The following is a 17,095-nucleotide window of genomic DNA, read 5'->3' as shown; positions in this document are numbered from 1 at the left end:
TATTGTTCAGTGCGTTCCCGGGCGATTAGCTCAGTGGGAGAGCGCTTCGTTCACACCGAAGAGGTCACTGGTTCGAACCCAGTATCGCCCACCCGGAGAAGACCGGTCCGTCACCGACGGACCGGTTTTTCGTTGTCCCGAGCGGGCTTAGGCCGCCGCCGGCAGTTCCGGACGCAGCGGCCACGCGGGATCCACCGCCTCCGGTGAACCGCTGCGCGCGAACCACGCCTGAAGGCCGCGCGCCTGTGCCGCGTGCCACACCGCTTGCAGGGTGTGCAGCTCGGCGGGGGAGAGCCGCTCCAGCCTGGTGGCGAAACGACGCCCCACCGCCCGTACGACCTCCATCGAGGCCAGTGCGTCCGCCGCCGCGTCGTGCGCGCCCTCCAGCACCACGTCGTAGTGCGCGCACAGGTCGGTCAGGGTGCGGCGGCCCTTGCGGTAGCGGTCCAGATGTTTGTCCAGAACGCGCGGATCGAGCACACGCAGCGGCGCCGGATTGAACCACCGGTCGAGACTGGTGGCGCGATGGCGGCGCAACTCCCGGTCCAGGAGCGTCAGATCGAACGGCGCGTTCATCACGACGAGCGGGCGGCCCGCCGCGGCCTGTTCGCCCAGCACCTTGGCTATCTCGTCCATCACCGGCGACGGCCAGCGGCCGTTGCGCTGAAGGTGTTCGTCTGTCAGCCCGTGCACCGCCGTCGCACCCGCGGGCACCGGCACTCCCGGGTTCACCAGCCAGCGGGTCACCCGGGGCCGGGAACCCGCGGCGTCCTGGACGACGACGGCGGCCGACACGATCCGGTCGGTCTCGACGTCCACGCCCGTGGTCTCCGTGTCGAACGCGGCCAAAGGGCCTTCGTACCAGCACGTCATACGTACACAACTCCTCGTTCACCCACGGCAGCTGACGCACCGTCTTCTGCCCGTTTGGTGATACCCGGGCTGTTTGCGCCGTACGCCGGAAGGAGACAACACAGGTACGGGTCTTTGCAGTTCAGCGGCCCGTCGCGGGGAATCACTTGGCTTGGAAGGCTGTTGGACTCATGGCACTCGCGCAGCCCGAGCGGGGCGGGCTGCTGCCCCAGCGGACGGCACCCCATCGCGGCACACTCGCCACCACCGCCTGCATGGAGACCTTGCAGGTGGGCTACTTGCACGCCGTCGCGGCCGCGGCGGGCTGTTCGCTGTCCCAGCCCTTTCCCGACAACGGCATCGACTGGCACGTCAGCCACAGCGCCCCCGGGCACACGGTCGACGACGAAGTCACCATCAAGGTGCAGCTCAAGTGCACGTACCAGATCCCGCCGAACCCACCTGGGCCCGCCTTCTCCTTCACGCTCGACAACGAGCACCTGGCGAAGCTCGCCCGCACCCCGGTCTCGGTGCACAAGATCCTGGTCGTGATGCTCGTGCCCAGGTCCCAGGACGACTGGCTGCGCGCCAGCCACGACCGCCTCGACCTGCGGCACTGCTGCTACTGGATCAACCTCGCCGGCCACGCGATCACCGGCCGGCGGCGGACCACCGTGCGTATACCGACCTCGCGCATCTTCGACGACAGGGCGCTCTGCGAGATCATGACGAGGGTCGGGACGGGAGGGAAACCTTGACACACCGCCCCATCGACTCCATCGGCGAACCGCTCCGGCCGGTCAGGCCGCACCCCGTCGAGTTCCACTGGACCGAGCCGCCCGAGCCGGGCCAGGTCGACCCCGCCGTCCTCAGCGCGCTGCTGCACCGCCACGGCTGGCAGCGCCGCGGCGGCGCGGCCGGACGGTACGGCCGGTGGACCCCACCCGGGCCCGGTGGCGGCGGCACGAGCCTGCTCGTGCCGGAGAACCGGGCCTTCCCCGACAGCGACGACCTCCTCGGCGAGGCGCTCGTCGCGCTCTCCCGCAGCGGCGCGCCGTCCGCGCGCGACGTGCTGGTCGCCCTCGCCGTGCCCAGCGACGAGATCCGCTGGTGGCGCGATGTGCCGACCGGACCCGTGGGCGCCACGTCCTGGAGCGTGGAGGAGCGGCTGCGCTCGGCCGCCCGCTCGATGCTGCTCGCGGCGGCGCTCGCCACACGCGCGCGTGCGGGCTATTACGGCGCCCGCCACCGCAGGCCCGCCGCCGCTTCCCTGGAGAACGTCCTCGTCGGCGCCGACCCCGGCGGGCGCCGCCTCACCGCCTTCGTGCCCGTCGACACCGGCCGGAACCTGTCCGTACGCCTGCATCAGGCGCTGTACGCGGCCCGTGAGGCCATCGACTACCAGCGGGCCACCGGCGGCATGGACGCCTTCGACGCGGCCGTCGAGGCGGGCGTCAGCCATGAACTCACCGAGGCCGTCGTCGCCCTCGTGCGCGGCACGGAGGGCGCCCGGATCGCCGTCGAGTGGGCGCCCGCCGCCGGGGTCCCCGAAGGCTGTGCGGCGCCCGACGAGGCCGTCGAGTTCTCGCCCGGCGACCTGCCCGTCCTGCGCGAGGCCGGGGCCCGCTATCTGCGCGCCGAGCCGTCCGTACCGGTGCGCCTCACCGGTGCCGTGGTGCGGATGCGCAGGTCCCAGCCGCGCGGCGAGGGCACCGTACGGCTGCGGGTGATCGCGGGAGCGGAGGTCCAGCACGTCCGCATGACGCTCGACGAGGAGGCGTACCGGATAGCGGGCCACGCCCATCTGGTGGGGCTGCCGGTGCGGGTGCTCGGGCGGCTGGAGAGCCGCGGCGGCTTCCGCAGGCTCACCGACGCCTCCGGGGTCGTACCGGTGCAGGTGGACGAGGCCGAGCGGGACCGGCTGATGAAGTCGCTCCAGGAGAACCTGGACTTCTTCGAGGAGGCGTGCAGCGGGGACTGAGGGCTTTGTGGAGCTTTGCCGGCAACCGTTTCGCGGAGGGTGCCCCGGGCTCGGTAGGATCGCCGGGCAGGCATTGCACTGCCATGCCCACTGGGTGAGCTTGCCCCCTTCAGTCAGGAGAGACCGGTGTCAGACGTCCGTGTGATCATCCAACGCGATTCCGAGCGGGAAGAGCGCGTGGTGACGACGGGCACTACGGCCGCCGACCTTTTCACCGGCGAGCGCACCATCGTCGCGGCCCGTGTGGCCGGCGAGCTGAAGGACCTCGCGTACGAGGTGCGGGACGGCGAGGAGGTCGAGCCCGTCGAGATCTCCTCGCAGGACGGTCTCAACATCCTGCGCCACTCCACCGCGCACGTCATGGCGCAGGCCGTGCAGGAACTCTTCCCCGAGGCCAAGCTGGGCATCGGCCCGCCGGTCAAGGACGGCTTCTACTACGACTTCGACGTCGAGAAGCCGTTCACGCCCGAGGATCTCAAGGCCATCGAGAAGAAGATGCAGGAGATCCAGAAGCGCGGTCAGCGCTTCTCCCGCCGCGTGGTCACCGACGAGGACGCCCGCGAGGAGCTCGCCGCCGAGCCGTACAAGCTGGAGCTCATCGGGATCAAGGGCTCCGCGTCCTCGGACGACGGCGCGGACGTCGAGGTCGGCGGCGGCGAGCTGACGATCTACGACAACCTCGACGCCAAGACCGGTGAGCTGTGCTGGAAGGACCTCTGCCGCGGTCCCCACCTGCCCACCACCCGCAACATTCCGGCGTTCAAGCTGATGCGCAACGCGGCCGCGTACTGGCGCGGCAGCGAGAAGAACCCGATGCTCCAGCGCATCTACGGCACCGCCTGGCCCTCCAAGGAGGAGCTGAAGGCGCACCTCGACTTCCTCGTGGAGGCCGAGAAGCGCGACCACCGCAAGCTGGGCAACGAGCTGGACCTCTTCTCCATCCCGGACCAGATCGGCTCGGGCCTCGCCGTCTTCCACCCCAAGGGCGGCATCATCCGCCGGGTCATGGAGGACTACTCGCGGCGCCGCCACGAGGAAGAGGGCTACGAGTTCGTCTACACCCCGCACGCGACGAAGGGGAAGCTCTTCGAGACCTCGGGCCACCTGGACTGGTACGCCGACGGCATGTACCCGCCCATGCAGCTCGACGAGGGCGTGGACTACTACCTCAAGCCCATGAACTGCCCGATGCACAACCTGATCTTCGACGCGCGCGGCCGCTCGTACCGTGAACTGCCGCTGCGCCTCTTCGAGTTCGGGACCGTGTACCGGTACGAGAAGTCGGGCGTCGTGCACGGCCTGACCCGCGCCCGTGGTTTCACGCAGGACGACGCGCACATCTACTGCACCAAGGAGCAGATGGCGGACGAGCTCGACAAGACGCTCACCTTCGTCCTGAACCTGCTGCGCGACTACGGCCTGACCGACTTCTACCTGGAGCTCTCCACCAAGGACCCGGAGAAGTCCGTCGGCTCCGACGAGGTCTGGGAGGAGGCCACCGAGACGCTGCGGCAGGTGGCCGAGAAGCAGGGCCTTCCGCTCGTCCCGGACCCGGGCGGCGCCGCCTTCTACGGTCCGAAGATCTCCGTCCAGACCAAGGACGCGATCGGCCGGACCTGGCAGATGTCGACCGTGCAGCTGGACTTCAACCTGCCGGAGCGCTTCGACCTGGAGTACACCGGCCCCGACGGCTCCAAGCAGCGTCCGGTGATGATCCACCGCGCGCTGTTCGGTTCCATCGAGCGCTTCTTCGCGGTGCTCCTCGAGCACTACGCGGGCGCGTTCCCGGCCTGGCTGGCGCCCGTGCAGGCGGTCGGCATCCCGATCGGCGACGCGCACGTGGAGTACCTGCAGAAGTTCGCCACCGAGGCGAAGAAGAAGGGTCTGCGGGTCGAGGTCGACGGCTCCTCCGACCGTATGCAGAAGAAGATCCGCAACGCCCAGAAGCAGAAGGTGCCCTTCATGGTCATCGCGGGCGACGAGGACATGACGGCCGGCGCGGTCTCCTTCCGCTACCGCGACGGCTCGCAGGAGAACGGCATCCCGGTCGACGAGGCGATCGCCAAGATCATGAAGGTCGTCGAGGAGCGCGCCCAGGTCTGACGCGCAGGCGTGACGCGTACGGTGCTTCTTTGACGCGCACGTGACGGAAGGCCCCCGGAGAGCTCAGCTCCCCGGGGGCCTTTTCCTACCCCTGTTCCCGTCGTCCCTGGCGTTCTCGTCCTCGCGCGCGAACACCTGGAGCAGCCAGGACGAGAACGAGCCGGTCACCGCGCCGAGCAGTGCCAGACCGCACACCATCAGTACCGACGCGATCGTGCGCCCCATCGGGGTCACCGGCACCACGTCCCCGTACCCCACCGTCGTGAGCGTGGTGCAGGTCCACCACACCGAGTCCCCGAACGTCCGGATCGAGGCGCCCGGCGCCCCGCGCTCCTGCTGGTAGACGGCGAGGGAGCCCGCGAAGCCGAGCAGCGCGGCCGACAACCCCGCGTAGAAGACCACGCGCGCGTGCAGGGAGAGACGGGGCTCTCCACGATGACGCTGTACGGCCTCGTAGACCTTGACGACGCGCAGCGGACGCAGCAGCGGCAGCAGGAGCGCCAGGGTGTCCACCGGGTGCGCGCGGACGAAGCCGAGGCGCTGTCCGCTCAGGATCCAGCGCACCGCGTAGTCGACGCCGAACAGCGCCCACGCGGCCAGCATCACCGCCAGACAGGCCTGCCGCCAGACGACGGGCAGCGTGTGCCCGAGGACCAGGACGGCGTAAGCGGCGAGAAACAACGCCGAGGCCAGGCTGAGCGGGACCTCGGTGCGCCTTTCCCACCGGGCCTGTCGGCTGTCGTCGTCCATCGGCCCAGCTTGGCCCGGCGAGCATTCGGGAGAGCCCCGCCGACACGCCGCGAACGGGCGAAGCAATATGCTGCACCACATGACGAGTGAGCCGGAGCAGCAGATCGGAGTGGGAACGCAGGACGCGTTCCAGCGCTTGTGGACGCCCCACCGGATGGCTTACATCCAGGGCGAGAACAAGCCCACCGGCCCGGGGGCCGACGACGGCTGTCCGTTCTGCTCGATCCCCGCCAAGTCCGACGAGGACGGGCTCATCGTGAGGCGCGGTGAGCAGGTGTACGCGGTGCTCAACCTGTACCCGTACAACGGCGGCCACCTCATGGTCGTGCCCTACCGTCATGTCGCGGACTACACCGACCTGACCGACCCGGAGACCGCCGAGCTCGGCGAGCTGACCAAGCAGGCGATGACCGCGCTGCGCACCGCCTCGGGCGCGCACGGGTTCAACATCGGCATGAACCAGGGCACGGTGGCGGGCGCGGGCATCGCCGCCCATCTCCACCAGCACATCGTCCCCCGCTGGGGCGGTGACACCAACTTCATGCCGGTCGTCGGCCACACCAAGGTGCTCCCGCAGCTCCTGGCCGACACCCGCAAGATGCTGGCAGAGGCCTGGCCGAGCGAGTAGCCCGGTCAGGGGTGCGCCCCGTAGGGGCGCGGGGAACTGCGCGATCGGCCCAAGACGCCCCGCACCCGGCGGACGGCCTTTCCTGCCCGTCCGCCGGGGGCTTACGCGTCGTAGAGGTCGGCCTTCCGGGGCGACGGGTCCTGCACCGCCGTGCTGAGGAACGCCGACCGGTTGCCGAACTTCTCCGTGTCGACCCCGTTCTCGTCGAGCACCTTGATCGCCGCCGCGTGCACGACACGGAGCACCGGCGTGGCCGCCCGCAGCGCGTCGTCGGCCATGAAGCGGTGCCGCCAGGGCTGGTCGGCCCACGCGTGCCGCAGGCCGAACGGCTCGGGCAGCGTCAGCTTGCCGCCGAGCCAGTTCAGCAGCGGCGGGTACCCGGTGAGCGGGGCGCGCGCGGTGAGACGTACGACCTCGTCCGTGGTGACCAGCGGCAGCTTCACCTTGCGGGTCTCCCAGAACTTGACCGCCTTGGCCACCTCCTTCGTCGGGGCCTCGGGCTTGCTGGTGAACAGGGAGTGCACGGGACCCAGGGCATGCCCGGTGACCTCGATGCGCAGCGTCTCGTGCAGCACGGTCACGGTGATCAGCATGGTGATGATCAACTGGCCGTCCCACAGCGTCCACTGCACGCCGAGGTAGTGCCGCTGGCCGCTGCCGAACTGCTGCTTGTTGCAGATGTCCTGTATGGCGTGGCTCTTGATCGTGTACGCCTCGACGTCCGTGCCGCCCGGCCGGGACACCTCCTTGGCGTTCTCACCGATCGGCGAGACGATCCAGTGCTTGATCGAAGGGGTGGGGAAACCGCCGGTGTTGAGCGGGCCGCGCTCCAGCATGCGGAGCTTGTCGTGGATGTTGCGGACGACGTCCCAGCTGCGGAAGGGGTGGATCTCCTTGTCCGGGTCCTTGGGGACGAGGTCCTCGGCCAGCTGCCAGCTGCCCCAGCGGGTGCCCATGCCGAGTATGCCCTTGGGCCCGGCGTAGAACACCGAGTTGGACTGCTGCTCGGCGCTGAGCGCGGCCAGGGCCTGGCGCAGCCGCTCGGCCGCCGTCTCGCCCGGGCTGCCGGGCACCGCCTCCGGGATCTTGGCGCCGAGGCCGCCGCCGGACAGCAGGCTGTCCCAGCGCTCCCGCAGGTCCTTGGCGGTCCGCTCGCAGATCTGCTTGGCCCAGAGCCAGCCGATCACCGGGAGGACCACCGACGCACGCGCGTACCAGGCCCAGAAGCCGGTGAAGGGCATGCGGACGAGGAAGACCACGGCGAGGGCGCCGAAGGCGACCAGGAGCGTGGTGCCGAGGGCGCCGGCGCGCTTGTTCGTCTGCTTGGCGATCATGGACCGGAGCTGGAAGACCAGCAGCCACGCCAGCAGCCCGGGCAGGAACAGCACACCGCACAGCACCATGACGGCCGACAGCCAGTTGTCCCGCTCCCGGCGGATGCGGTTCGCCGCGAGGCAGTGCTCGACGACGACCTGCGGCTCGGTGCCGAAGGACTGGATGAGGGGCTTGCGGCCGGCCCCCAGCATGCGGTCCACCACCGCCCGCCCGAAGGCCTCGCCGAGGTTGGGCCTGAAGATCGTGGCCCACTTGCGGCCTGAGCTCACGGTGGACTCGTGCCACTGGTTGTTCGCCTTGAGGATCTCGCCGACATCGCTGTCCCGGTACGCCGCCGAGGCCAGTGCGAAGGTCGCCGCCGTCTGTCCCGCGGAACCCGAGAGCGGCACTTGCGCCCCGGGAGTGAAATCGAAACCGTCGAACGCCACTTCCGCCCCCATCGCCGCCGCACCCGCTCCTGCGGCTTTCCCGACTTCCCTGCCCCGCACACCTGTTGATCAGGTCATCGTCTTGATCAGTTCCCAGAGTATCGGCCGCGACCGACATTCGTCGGCGGACGGCCGAAGCCGCCCGCCGAGGGTGAGAGAAGCCGAACCGTCAGGCGCTCTGGGCCTGTTCGCGCATCCTTTCGGCGATCTGCGACGGCATCGGCTCGTGCCGTGCGTAGGTGCGGTTGAAGCGTGCGGTGCCGTGCGAGAGGGAGCGCAGATCCACGGCGTACCGTCCGATCTCGATCTCCGGGACCTCGGCCCTGACGAGCGTGCGTCCGCCGCCCGCCTGCTCGGTGCCGACCACCCGGCCGCGCCGCCCCGACAGGTCGCTCATCACGGCGCCCACGTACTCGTCGCCGACCAGGACCGTCACCTCGGCCACCGGCTCCAGCAGATGGATCCTGGTGTCGGCGGCCGCCTCACGCAGGGCGAGCGCGCCCGCGGTCTGGAACGCCGCGTCGGAGGAGTCCACGGAGTGCGCCTTGCCGTCGCGCAGGGTGATCCGTACGTCGATGAGGGGATAGCCCGCGACCACGCCCTTGGCGGCCTGGGCCCGCACCCCCTTCTCGACGGAGGGGATGAACTGCCGGGGCACGGCCCCGCCGACGACCTTGTCCACGAACTCGATTCCCGAGCCGTTCGGGAGGGGTTCGACCTCGATCTCGCAGATCGCGTACTGCCCGTGCCCGCCGGACTGCTTCACATGGCGGCCGCGCCCCGCGGCCTTGTCCGCGAACGTCTCCCGCAGGGAGACCTTGTGCGGGACCACGTCGACCTGGACGCCGTACCGGTTGCGCAACCGCTCCAGGGCGACGTCGGCGTGGGCCTCGCCCAGGCACCACAGAACGACCTGGTGGGTGTTCTGGTTCTGTTCCAGGCGCATGGTGGGGTCCTCGGCGACCAGCCGGCCCAGGCCCTGCGAGAGCTTGTCCTCGTCGGCCTTGCTGTGTGCCTGGATGGCGAGCGGCAGCAGCGGGTCCGGCATCTGCCAGGGCTCCATCAGCAGCGGGTCGTCCTTGGCCGAGAGCGTGTCACCGGTCTCGGCCCGGTTGAGCTTGGCCACGCAGGCCAGGTCGCCCGCGATGCAGTGCGTCAGGGAGCGCTGCTGTTTGCCGAACGGCGCGGACAGGGCGCCGACGCGCTCGTCGACGTCGTGGTCCTCGTGCCCGCGGTCGCCGAGCCCGTGCCCGGAGACGTGCACCGTCTCGTCGGGGCGCAGGGTGCCCGAGAAGACGCGGACCAGGGAGACCCGGCCCACATAGGGGTCGCTGGCCGTCTTCACGACCTCCGCGACCAGCGGCCCGTTCGGATCGCAGGCCTTGACCTCGCGTTCCAGCCCTTCCGGGGTCGTCACGGTGGGTGCCGGGCGCTCCAGCGGGGTCGGGAAGCCGCCAGTGACGAGTTCCAGGAGTTCGACGGTGCCGAGCCCCTGGCGGGCGCCCTCGGCGGCGGGCGCGGCCGCCAGGACCGGGAAGAAGGCCCCGCGCGCCACGGCCCGCTCCAGGTCCTGCACGAGCGTCTTGATGTCGATCTGCTCGCCGCCCAGGTAGCGGTCCATGAGGGTCTCGTCCTCGCTCTCGGCGATGATCCCCTCGATCAGCCGGTTGCGCGCCTCTTCGATCAACGGCAGCTGCTCCGGTCCCGGCTCGGCCTCCTTGCGCTCCCCGGAGGAGTAGTCGAACAGCCGCTGGGTGAGCAGTCCGATCAGCCCGGTGACAGGGGCGTGCCCGTCGGGCCCCTCCGAGCCGTGCAGCGGCAGGTACAGCGGCAGTACGGCGTCGGGGTCGTCCGCGCCGAAGGCCTCGGCGCAGACCCGCGTCATGTCGTCGAAGTCGGCGCGCGCCGACTCGAGGTGGGTGATCACGATGGCGCGCGGCATGCCGACCGCCGCGCACTCCTCCCACACCATCCGGGTCGAGCCGTCCACCCCGTCCGAGGCCGAGACGACGAAGAGGGCCGCGTCCGCGGCGCGCAGACCGGCCCTGAGTTCCCCGACGAAGTCGGCGTATCCGGGGGTGTCAATGATGTTGATCTTGTATCCGTCCCAGTCGACGGGCACCAGGGACAGCTGCACCGAGCGCTGCTGCCGGTGCTCGATCTCGTCGTAGTCGGAGACGGCGGTGCCGTCCTCCACCCTGCCCGCCCGGTTCACCGCTCCCGCAGTCAGTGCGAGAGCTTCCACCAATGTCGTCTTGCCGGATCCGCTGTGGCCGACCAGCACCACATTCCGTACGGACGCGGGGTGGTCGGCCGCTGTAGCCCTGCCGGCGGCTCCGGGGTGTGCGTTCGCCTTGTCGCCCATGGTCTTGCCTCCCGTGCACGGTGAGGTCTCTTTGGGCGCGGGCATAACCGGATCCGCGTGCGGTGCGGCTCCGATGACGCCCGCGGTGTATTCGAGCTTTGCACTCGCGTCACGGTGCGTCCATACGGGGGACGCGATCCCGCCGTGACATCGATGGCATCCCACCGTGACACGGGGTGCGGGTGCCCGGCCGTCGCACAAGCGCGCGCGTGGCTACGATGGGCCAGCCGGTGGCCAGCAGGGGCCGCGCGGCGACACCGACCCTCGGGAAGGCCATGCTGAACAAGTACGCGCGTGCATTCTTCACGCGTGTCCTCACACCGTTCGCCGCGTTTCTCATCCGTCGGGGGGTAAGCCCCGACACGGTCACCCTTCTGGGTACGGCCGGAGTCATGGCGGGCGCGCTGGTCTTCTACCCCCGGGGAGAGTTCTTCTGGGGCACGATCGTCATCACGCTCTTCGTCTTCTCCGACCTGGTCGACGGAAACATGGCGCGCCAGCTCGGCCGCTCCAGCCGCTGGGGCGCCTTCCTGGACTCCACGCTCGACCGGGTCGCCGACGGCGCGATCTTCGGCGGTTTCGCACTCTGGTACGCGGGCAGCGGCGACAACAACGCCCTGTGCGCCGTCTCGATCTTCTGCCTGGCCAGCGGCCAGGTGGTCTCGTACACCAAGGCCCGTGGCGAGTCGATCGGCCTGCCCGTCGCCGTGAACGGCCTGGTCGAGCGTGCCGAGCGCCTGGTGATCTCCCTGGTCGCGGCGGGCCTCGCGGGGCTGCACAAGTTCGGGGTGCCCGGCATCCAGTGGCTGCTGCCCGTCGCGCTGTGGATCGTCGCCGTCGGCAGCCTGGTCACGCTGATCCAGCGCGTCGTCACGGTGCGGCGGGAGTCCGCGGAGGCGGACGCCGCGGCCGCGGCGCAGAACAGCGGGGCCACGTCGTGACCAGTCTCCAGGAGAGGCTGGTGGACGGGGCGTACGCGCTGGGCTGGAGCACCGTCAAGAAGCTTCCGGAGCCGGTCGCGGTGCGCCTGGGCCGCACGATCGCGGACATCGCCTGGAAACGGCGCGGCAAGGGCGTACAACGGCTGGAGAGCAACTACGCGCGTGTGCTGCCCGACGCGACCCCTGAGCGGCTCGCCGAGCTCTCCCGGGCGGGCATGCGCTCGTACCTGCGCTACTGGATGGAGTCCTTCCGCCTCCCCGCCTGGAGCAAGGAGCGCGTGCGGACGGGTTTCGACTGCAAGGACGTGCACCATCTGACGGACGGGCTCGCCTCCGATCAGGGCGTCATCCTGGCCCTGCCGCACATGGGCAACTGGGACCTCGCCGGCGCCTGGGTCACCACCAAGCTGGAGACCCCGTTCACGACCGTCGCCGAGCGCCTCAAGCCGGAGTCGCTGTACGACCGTTTCGTCGCCTATCGCGAGGGCCTCGGCATGGAGGTCCTGCCGCACAGCGGCGGCACCGCGTTCGGCACGCTGGCCCGGCGGCTGCGGGACGGCGGACTGATCTGCCTGGTCGCCGAGCGTGACCTGTCGGCCTCGGGCGTCGAGGTGGAGTTCTTCGGCGAGACGACCCGGATGCCCGCGGGCCCGGCGCTGCTCGCCCAGCAGACCGGAGCCGTCCTGCTGCCGGTCACGCTCTGGTACGACGACTCACCCGTGATGCAGGGCCGCGTGCATCCCCCCGTCGAGGTCCCCGAGACAGGCACCCGGGCCGAGAGGACGTCTGTCATGACACAGGCGCTGGCCGACGCCTTCGCCACGGGTATCGCCGAACATCCGGAGGACTGGCACATGCTGCAGCGCTTGTGGCTCAAGGACCTCGATCCCGGGAAGGATCCTGGCAACAGGGATTCTGACAGCGGAAATCCTGACAACAAGGATCCTGACCATGCCCGGCAGGATTCCGAGAAGAGGACTCCGTGAGGATCGGCATCGTCTGCCCCTACTCCTGGGACGTGCCGGGCGGCGTCCAGTTCCACATCCGTGACCTGGCCGAACATCTCATCCGCCGCGGGCACGAGGTCTCCGTGCTCGCACCCGCGGACGACGAGACACCGTTGCCGCCGTACGTCGTGTCGGCGGGCCGCGCGGTCCCGGTGCCCTACAACGGCTCCGTGGCGCGCCTGAACTTCGGCTTCCTGTCGGCGGCCCGGGTGCGGCGCTGGCTGCACGACGGCACCTTCGACGTGATCCACATCCACGAGCCGGCCTCGCCCTCGCTCGGCCTGCTCGCGTGCTGGGCCGCGCAGGGCCCCATCGTCGCCACCTTCCACACCTCCAACCCGCGCTCCCGGGCCATGGTCGCCGCGTACTCGATCCTCCAGGCGGCCCTGGAGAAGATCAGCGCGCGGATCGCGGTGAGCGAGTACGCCCGCCGCACCCTCGTCGAGCACCTGGGCGGCGACGCGGTCGTCATCCCGAACGGCGTCGACGTCGACTTCTTCGCCCGCGCCAAGCCCAAGCCCGAGTGGCAGGGCGACACCCTCGGCTTCATCGGCCGCATCGACGAGCCCCGCAAGGGCCTGCCCGTCCTCATGAAGGCCCTGCCCAAGATCCTCGCCGAGCGTCCGGGGACCCGGCTCCTGATCGCCGGACGCGGTGACGAGGAGGAGGCCGTCGAGTCCCTGCCCGCCGAGATGCGCTCGCGGGTCGAGTTCCTCGGCATGGTCAGCGACGAGGACAAGGCCCGCTTCCTGCGCAGCGTCGACGTGTACGTGGCGCCCAACACCGGCGGCGAGAGCTTCGGCATCATCCTCGTGGAGGCGATGTCGGCGGGCGCGCCGGTGCTGGCCTCCGACATCGACGCCTTCGCGCAGGTCCTCGACCAGGGCGCGGCCGGTGAACTCTTCGCCAACGAGGACGCGGACGACCTGGCCGCCGCGGCCCTGCGCCTGCTCGGCGACCCCGAGCGCCGGGCCGAACTCCGCGCGCGGGGCAGCGCCCACGTACGGCGCTTCGACTGGTCGACCGTCGGCGCGGACATCCTGTCCGTCTACGAGACGGTGACGGACGGTGCGGCGGCGGTCGCCGCGGACGAACGGACGGGGCTGCGGGCGAGGTTCGGACTGGCCCGGGACTGAGGGTGCGGGACACGTCGACGCCGGACGGGGGAGGGGCGTGCTGCGCACCCGCGCGCGCGGGGAGGCCGGTTCGCTCTTCCCACTCTCCGTACCGGTACCGCTCCCCGGTGGGCCCACGGCCGATCCTCCTCGGCCTCCTCGTCCCCGTCCCGCGCCCGACGGTGCCGCCGTCACACTGCCGGACGGCGAGTTCCGCATGGGCGACGCCTTCGGCGAGGGCTACCCGGACGACGGCGAAGGACCGGTCCGCACGGTGCGCGTCGAGCCGTTCCGGATCGACGCGACGGCCGTCACCAACGCCCGGTTCGCGTACTTCGTGCGGGCGACCGGACATGTGACGGAGGCGGAGCGGTACGGCAGTTCGTTCGTCTTCCACCTGCCGCTGCGCACCCGCGCGCGGGAGGCCGTTTTCGGGGCGGTCGCCGCGGCGCCCTGGTGGCTGGGTGTCGAGGGGCCCACTGGAGCGCGCCCGAGGGCCCGGGCTGCGACATCGAGGACCGCGCGGACCACCCCGTGGTGGACGTCTCCCACCACGACGCCCTCGCGTACTGCGCCTGGGCGGGCGCCCGGCTGCCGACCGAGGCGGAGTGGGAGTACGCGGCGCGCGGTGGCTCGGAAGGCCGCCGCTGTCCCTGGGGAGACGAGTTCGCCCCCGCCGGCCAGGAGCGCATGAACACCTGGCCGGGCGACTTCCCCCGGGTCAGCACCCGCCCCGGCGGCCGTACGGGAACCGTCCCGGTGCACTCCTACGAGCCCAACGGCTCCGGCCTGTACAACACTTCGGGCAACGTGTGGCAGTGGTGCGCGGACGCCTTCACCGCGCCCTGCGGGACCTCGGCCGAGACCTCGGCGGACCCCGGCGGGCGGGTCATCCGCGGGGGCTCGTACCTGTGCCGCGCCTCGTACTGCAACCGCTACCGGGTGGCCGCGCGGTCGAAGAACACGCCCGACTCCTCCACCGGGCACGGCGGTTTCCGTTGCGCCTGGGACGTGGGGGAGGGGTGAGCACACCCGGGTAGCCTTGCCGCCCGTGACCGCAACCCTCATCTGGATCCTCGTCGGCCTTGTCGCGATCGGCCTCTACCTGAGCTGGACCGCGGGGCGTCTCGACCGGCTGCATGCCCGGATCGACGCCGCCCGTGCCGCGCTCGACGCGCAGTTGTTGCGCCGTGCCTCGGTCGCCCAGGAGCTGGCGACCTCCGGGGTGCTCGATCCCGCCGCCTCGATCGTGCTCTACGAGGCCGCGCACGCCGCGCGGCAGGCGGAGGAGGAGCAGCGCGAGGTGGCGGAGAGCGACCTCAGCCAGGCCCTGCGGGCCGTCTTCGGAGAGGTGCAGCAGGTGGAGGCGGTGCGGGAGGCGCCTGGTGGGGACGCGGCGGCGACCGAGCTGGCGCAGGCGGTACGGCGGGTGCCGATGGCGCGGCGCTTCCACAACGACGCGGTACGTGCCGCCCGCGCTCTTCGCCGCCACCGCAAGGTCCGCTGGTTCCGCCTCGCCGGCCATGCGCCCTTCCCCATGGCCTTCGAAATGGACGACGAGCCTCCCACCGCGCTGGCGGACCGCCCCACGACCTGAGGACGGGGTTGCTTTCGGCCGCGAGTGTGTGGGCGCTGCGCCCCGGCCTCCCGACGGCCCGGTGGTTGTCCGTCTGCGGGCCGGTGGGGGCTGGTCGCGCAGTTCCCCGCGCCCCTGAGGCGGGGCCTCGCCCCGCATCCCACCTACCCCGTCCATCCACCCGCCCCGGTCGGCCCGTCTCTTTCAGCCTGTCCGGCGTTTGAGGACGAGGCCGTTCAGGCCGATGCGGGGGCTGGGGGCGGAGCCCCCAGGGATGGGACGGGTAGGGGCGGCGGGGGCGAAAAGGATCCACCGGCTCCCCATTGGCCCTTGCTGTGGACTGGTCCACTCACGTTTCCTCAGTGCTGCAGAAACCCTCTTTCACCGAGTGAGGTCACCCGTGTCCAGCACGCTCTCCAACACCGCCCAGCCCGCCGAGAACCCCGCAACCGGCACCGCCCGCGTCAAGCGCGGAATGGCCGAGCAGCTCAAGGGCGGTGTGATCATGGACGTGGTCAACGCCGAGCAGGCGAAGATCGCCGAGGACGCCGGCGCCGTGGCCGTCATGGCCCTGGAGCGGGTGCCCGCCGACATCCGCAAGGACGGCGGCGTGGCCCGTATGTCGGACCCGAACATGATCGAGGAGATCATCGACGCGGTCTCCATCCCCGTCATGGCCAAGTCCCGCATCGGCCACTTCGTCGAGGCCCAGGTCCTCCAGTCCCTCGGTGTCGACTACATCGACGAGTCCGAGGTCCTCACCCCGGCCGACGAGGTCAACCACTCCGACAAGTGGGCCTTCACGACCCCCTTCGTCTGCGGTGCGACCAACCTGGGTGAGGCCCTGCGCCGCATCGCCGAGGGCGCCGCCATGATCCGCTCCAAGGGCGAGGCCGGCACCGGCAACGTCGTCGAGGCCGTCCGTCACCTGCGCCAGATCAAGAACGAGATCGCCCGTCTGCGCGGCTTCGACAACAACGAGCTGTACGCCGCCGCCAAGGACCTGCGCGCCCCGTACGAGCTGGTCAAGGAGGTCGCCGAGCTGGGCAAGCTCCCGGTCGTGCTGTTCTCCGCCGGTGGTGTGGCCACTCCCGCCGACGCCGCGCTCATGCGCCAGCTCGGCGCCGAGGGTGTCTTCGTGGGCTCCGGCATCTTCAAGTCCGGCGACCCCGCCAAGCGCGCCGCCGCCATCGTGAAGGCGACCACCTTCTACGACGACCCGAAGATCATCGCGGACGCTTCCCGCAACCTGGGCGAGGCCATGGTCGGCATCAACTGCGACACCCTCCCCGAGACCGAGCGCTACGCCAACCGCGGCTGGTAAGAGACCGGACCGACGAGACCGGACAAAGGCATCACGTACATGACTGACGCACCTGTCATAGGCGTCCTGGCACTCCAGGGCGACGTACGGGAACACCTCATCGCCCTGGCCGCGGCCGACGCCGTGGCCAGGCCGGTGCGGCGTCCCGAGGAGCTCGCCGAGGTGGACGGCCTGGTCATCCCCGGCGGCGAGTCCACCACCATCTCCAAGCTGGCCGTCCTGTTCGGATTGATGGAGCCCCTCCGCGCGCGCGTGCGCTCAGGCATGCCCGTCTACGGCACCTGCGCGGGCATGATCATGCTCGCCGACAAGATCCTCGACCCGCGCTCGGGCCAGGAGACGATCGGCGGCATCGACATGATCGTGCGCCGCAACGCCTTCGGACGTCAGAACGAGTCCTTCGAAGCGGCGGTCGACGTCCGGGGCGTCGAGGGCGATCCTGTAGAGGGCGTCTTCATCCGCGCCCCCTGGGTCGAGTCCGTGGGAGCCGCGGCCGAAGTGCTCGCCGAGCACGGCGGTCACATCGTCGCCGTACGTCAGGGCACCGCGCTCGCCACGTCGTTCCACCCGGAACTGACCGGCGACCACCGCGTGCACGGCCTGTTCGTCGACATGGTGCGCGCGAACCGGATAGCGGAGTCCTTGTAGGATCTGGGGGTCCCCCAGATCCTCAAGGTCCGGGGGAGTTCG

The 17,095-nt window shown here is 70.6% G+C and carries 14 protein-coding genes, 1 tRNA gene and 1 pseudogene; 12 read left to right on the top strand and 4 right to left on the bottom strand.

From position 1 onward, the window contains the following. Positions 1-19 precede the first annotated feature (19 nt). Positions 20-91: transfer RNA gene (locus ACZ69M_RS19130), tRNA-Val, on the top strand. Between the two features lie 56 nt (positions 92-147). Here the strand turns inward: ACZ69M_RS19130 and ACZ69M_RS19125 are convergent. After that, complete coding sequence (locus ACZ69M_RS19125; protein WP_470051226.1) at positions 148-873, bottom strand: exonuclease domain-containing protein; 726 nt, start codon at positions 871-873, stop codon at positions 148-150. A gap of 170 nt (positions 874-1,043) precedes the next feature. On the opposite strand from ACZ69M_RS19125, the gene ACZ69M_RS19120 reads away from it, so the two are divergent. The 3 genes from ACZ69M_RS19120 to thrS all read left to right on the top strand — a co-directional run bounded on the left by ACZ69M_RS19120 (position 1,044) and on the right by thrS (position 4,936). After that, on the top strand, positions 1,044-1,610 hold the full coding sequence (locus ACZ69M_RS19120) for a DUF4365 domain-containing protein (protein WP_054233932.1): 567 nt from the start codon (positions 1,044-1,046) through the stop codon (positions 1,608-1,610). Beyond that, positions 1,607-2,833, top strand: coding sequence for a hypothetical protein (locus ACZ69M_RS19115; protein ID WP_470051224.1), 1,227 nt, complete (start codon positions 1,607-1,609; stop codon positions 2,831-2,833). Before ACZ69M_RS19120 ends, ACZ69M_RS19115 begins: the two co-directional genes overlap by 4 nt. A 126-nt stretch (positions 2,834-2,959) precedes the next feature. Next, entirely contained in the window at positions 2,960-4,936 is a 1,977-nt protein-coding gene (gene thrS / locus ACZ69M_RS19110; protein WP_470051222.1) for a threonine--tRNA ligase, read from the top strand. A gap of 63 nt (positions 4,937-4,999) precedes the next feature. Here the strand turns inward: thrS and ACZ69M_RS19105 are convergent, their stop codons facing one another. Further along, a complete protein-coding gene (locus ACZ69M_RS19105; RefSeq protein WP_470051220.1) occupies positions 5,000-5,686 on the bottom strand; it encodes a potassium channel family protein in 687 nt (228 codons plus the stop codon). A gap of 67 nt (positions 5,687-5,753) precedes the next feature. On the opposite strand from ACZ69M_RS19105, the gene ACZ69M_RS19100 reads away from it, so the two are divergent. Beyond that, the gene (locus ACZ69M_RS19100; RefSeq protein WP_470051218.1) at positions 5,754-6,314 is read left to right on the top strand and encodes an HIT family protein; all 561 of its coding nucleotides are present in this window, start codon (positions 5,754-5,756) and stop codon (positions 6,312-6,314) included. A gap of 101 nt (positions 6,315-6,415) precedes the next feature. Here ACZ69M_RS19100 and ACZ69M_RS19095 read toward each other — a convergent pair whose 3' ends face one another. Both ACZ69M_RS19095 and ACZ69M_RS19090 read right to left on the bottom strand, forming a co-directional pair. Next, on the bottom strand, positions 6,416-8,089 hold the full coding sequence (locus tag ACZ69M_RS19095) for a hypothetical protein (protein ID WP_352047921.1): 1,674 nt from the start codon (positions 8,087-8,089) through the stop codon (positions 6,416-6,418). 157 nt (positions 8,090-8,246) lie between these two features. Further along, entirely contained in the window at positions 8,247-10,442 is a 2,196-nt protein-coding gene (locus ACZ69M_RS19090) for an elongation factor G-like protein EF-G2 (protein ID WP_470051700.1), read from the bottom strand. A gap of 218 nt (positions 10,443-10,660) precedes the next feature. On the opposite strand from ACZ69M_RS19090, the gene pgsA reads away from it, so the two are divergent. The 7 genes and pseudogenes from pgsA to pdxT all read left to right on the top strand — a co-directional run bounded on the left by pgsA (position 10,661) and on the right by pdxT (position 17,053). Further along, positions 10,661-11,383, top strand: coding sequence for a phosphatidylinositol phosphate synthase (pgsA, locus tag ACZ69M_RS19085; RefSeq protein ID WP_075027572.1), 723 nt, complete (start codon positions 10,661-10,663; stop codon positions 11,381-11,383). Next, positions 11,380-12,369 (top strand): phosphatidylinositol mannoside acyltransferase, encoded by a 990-nt coding sequence (locus ACZ69M_RS19080; RefSeq protein WP_470051216.1) that lies wholly within the window; start codon positions 11,380-11,382, stop codon positions 12,367-12,369. The genes pgsA and ACZ69M_RS19080 overlap by 4 nt, the downstream gene beginning before the upstream one ends. After that, positions 12,366-13,526, top strand: coding sequence for a glycosyltransferase family 4 protein (locus ACZ69M_RS19075; protein WP_470051214.1), 1,161 nt, complete (start codon positions 12,366-12,368; stop codon positions 13,524-13,526). The genes ACZ69M_RS19080 and ACZ69M_RS19075 overlap by 4 nt, the downstream gene beginning before the upstream one ends. Before the next feature lie 196 nt (positions 13,527-13,722). Beyond that, positions 13,723-14,453 (top strand): annotated as a pseudogene (locus ACZ69M_RS19070) (SUMF1/EgtB/PvdO family nonheme iron enzyme); the annotation flags it as partial. A gap of 103 nt (positions 14,454-14,556) precedes the next feature. Beyond that, positions 14,557-15,102 (top strand): LemA family protein, encoded by a 546-nt coding sequence (locus tag ACZ69M_RS19065; protein WP_054233941.1) that lies wholly within the window; start codon positions 14,557-14,559, stop codon positions 15,100-15,102. 379 nt (positions 15,103-15,481) lie between these two features. Further along, a complete protein-coding gene (pdxS, locus tag ACZ69M_RS19060) occupies positions 15,482-16,405 on the top strand; it encodes a pyridoxal 5'-phosphate synthase lyase subunit PdxS (protein ID WP_351436056.1) in 924 nt (307 codons plus the stop codon). 39 nt (positions 16,406-16,444) lie between these two features. Further along, positions 16,445-17,053 (top strand): pyridoxal 5'-phosphate synthase glutaminase subunit PdxT, encoded by a 609-nt coding sequence (gene pdxT, locus ACZ69M_RS19055; protein ID WP_470051212.1) that lies wholly within the window; start codon positions 16,445-16,447, stop codon positions 17,051-17,053. Positions 17,054-17,095 lie beyond the last annotated feature (42 nt).

The organism is Streptomyces sp. NPDC107454 (assembly GCF_055582885.1).
The sequence above is the reverse complement of the archived record's forward strand: the minus strand, read 5'-3'. Positions and strand labels throughout refer to the sequence as shown.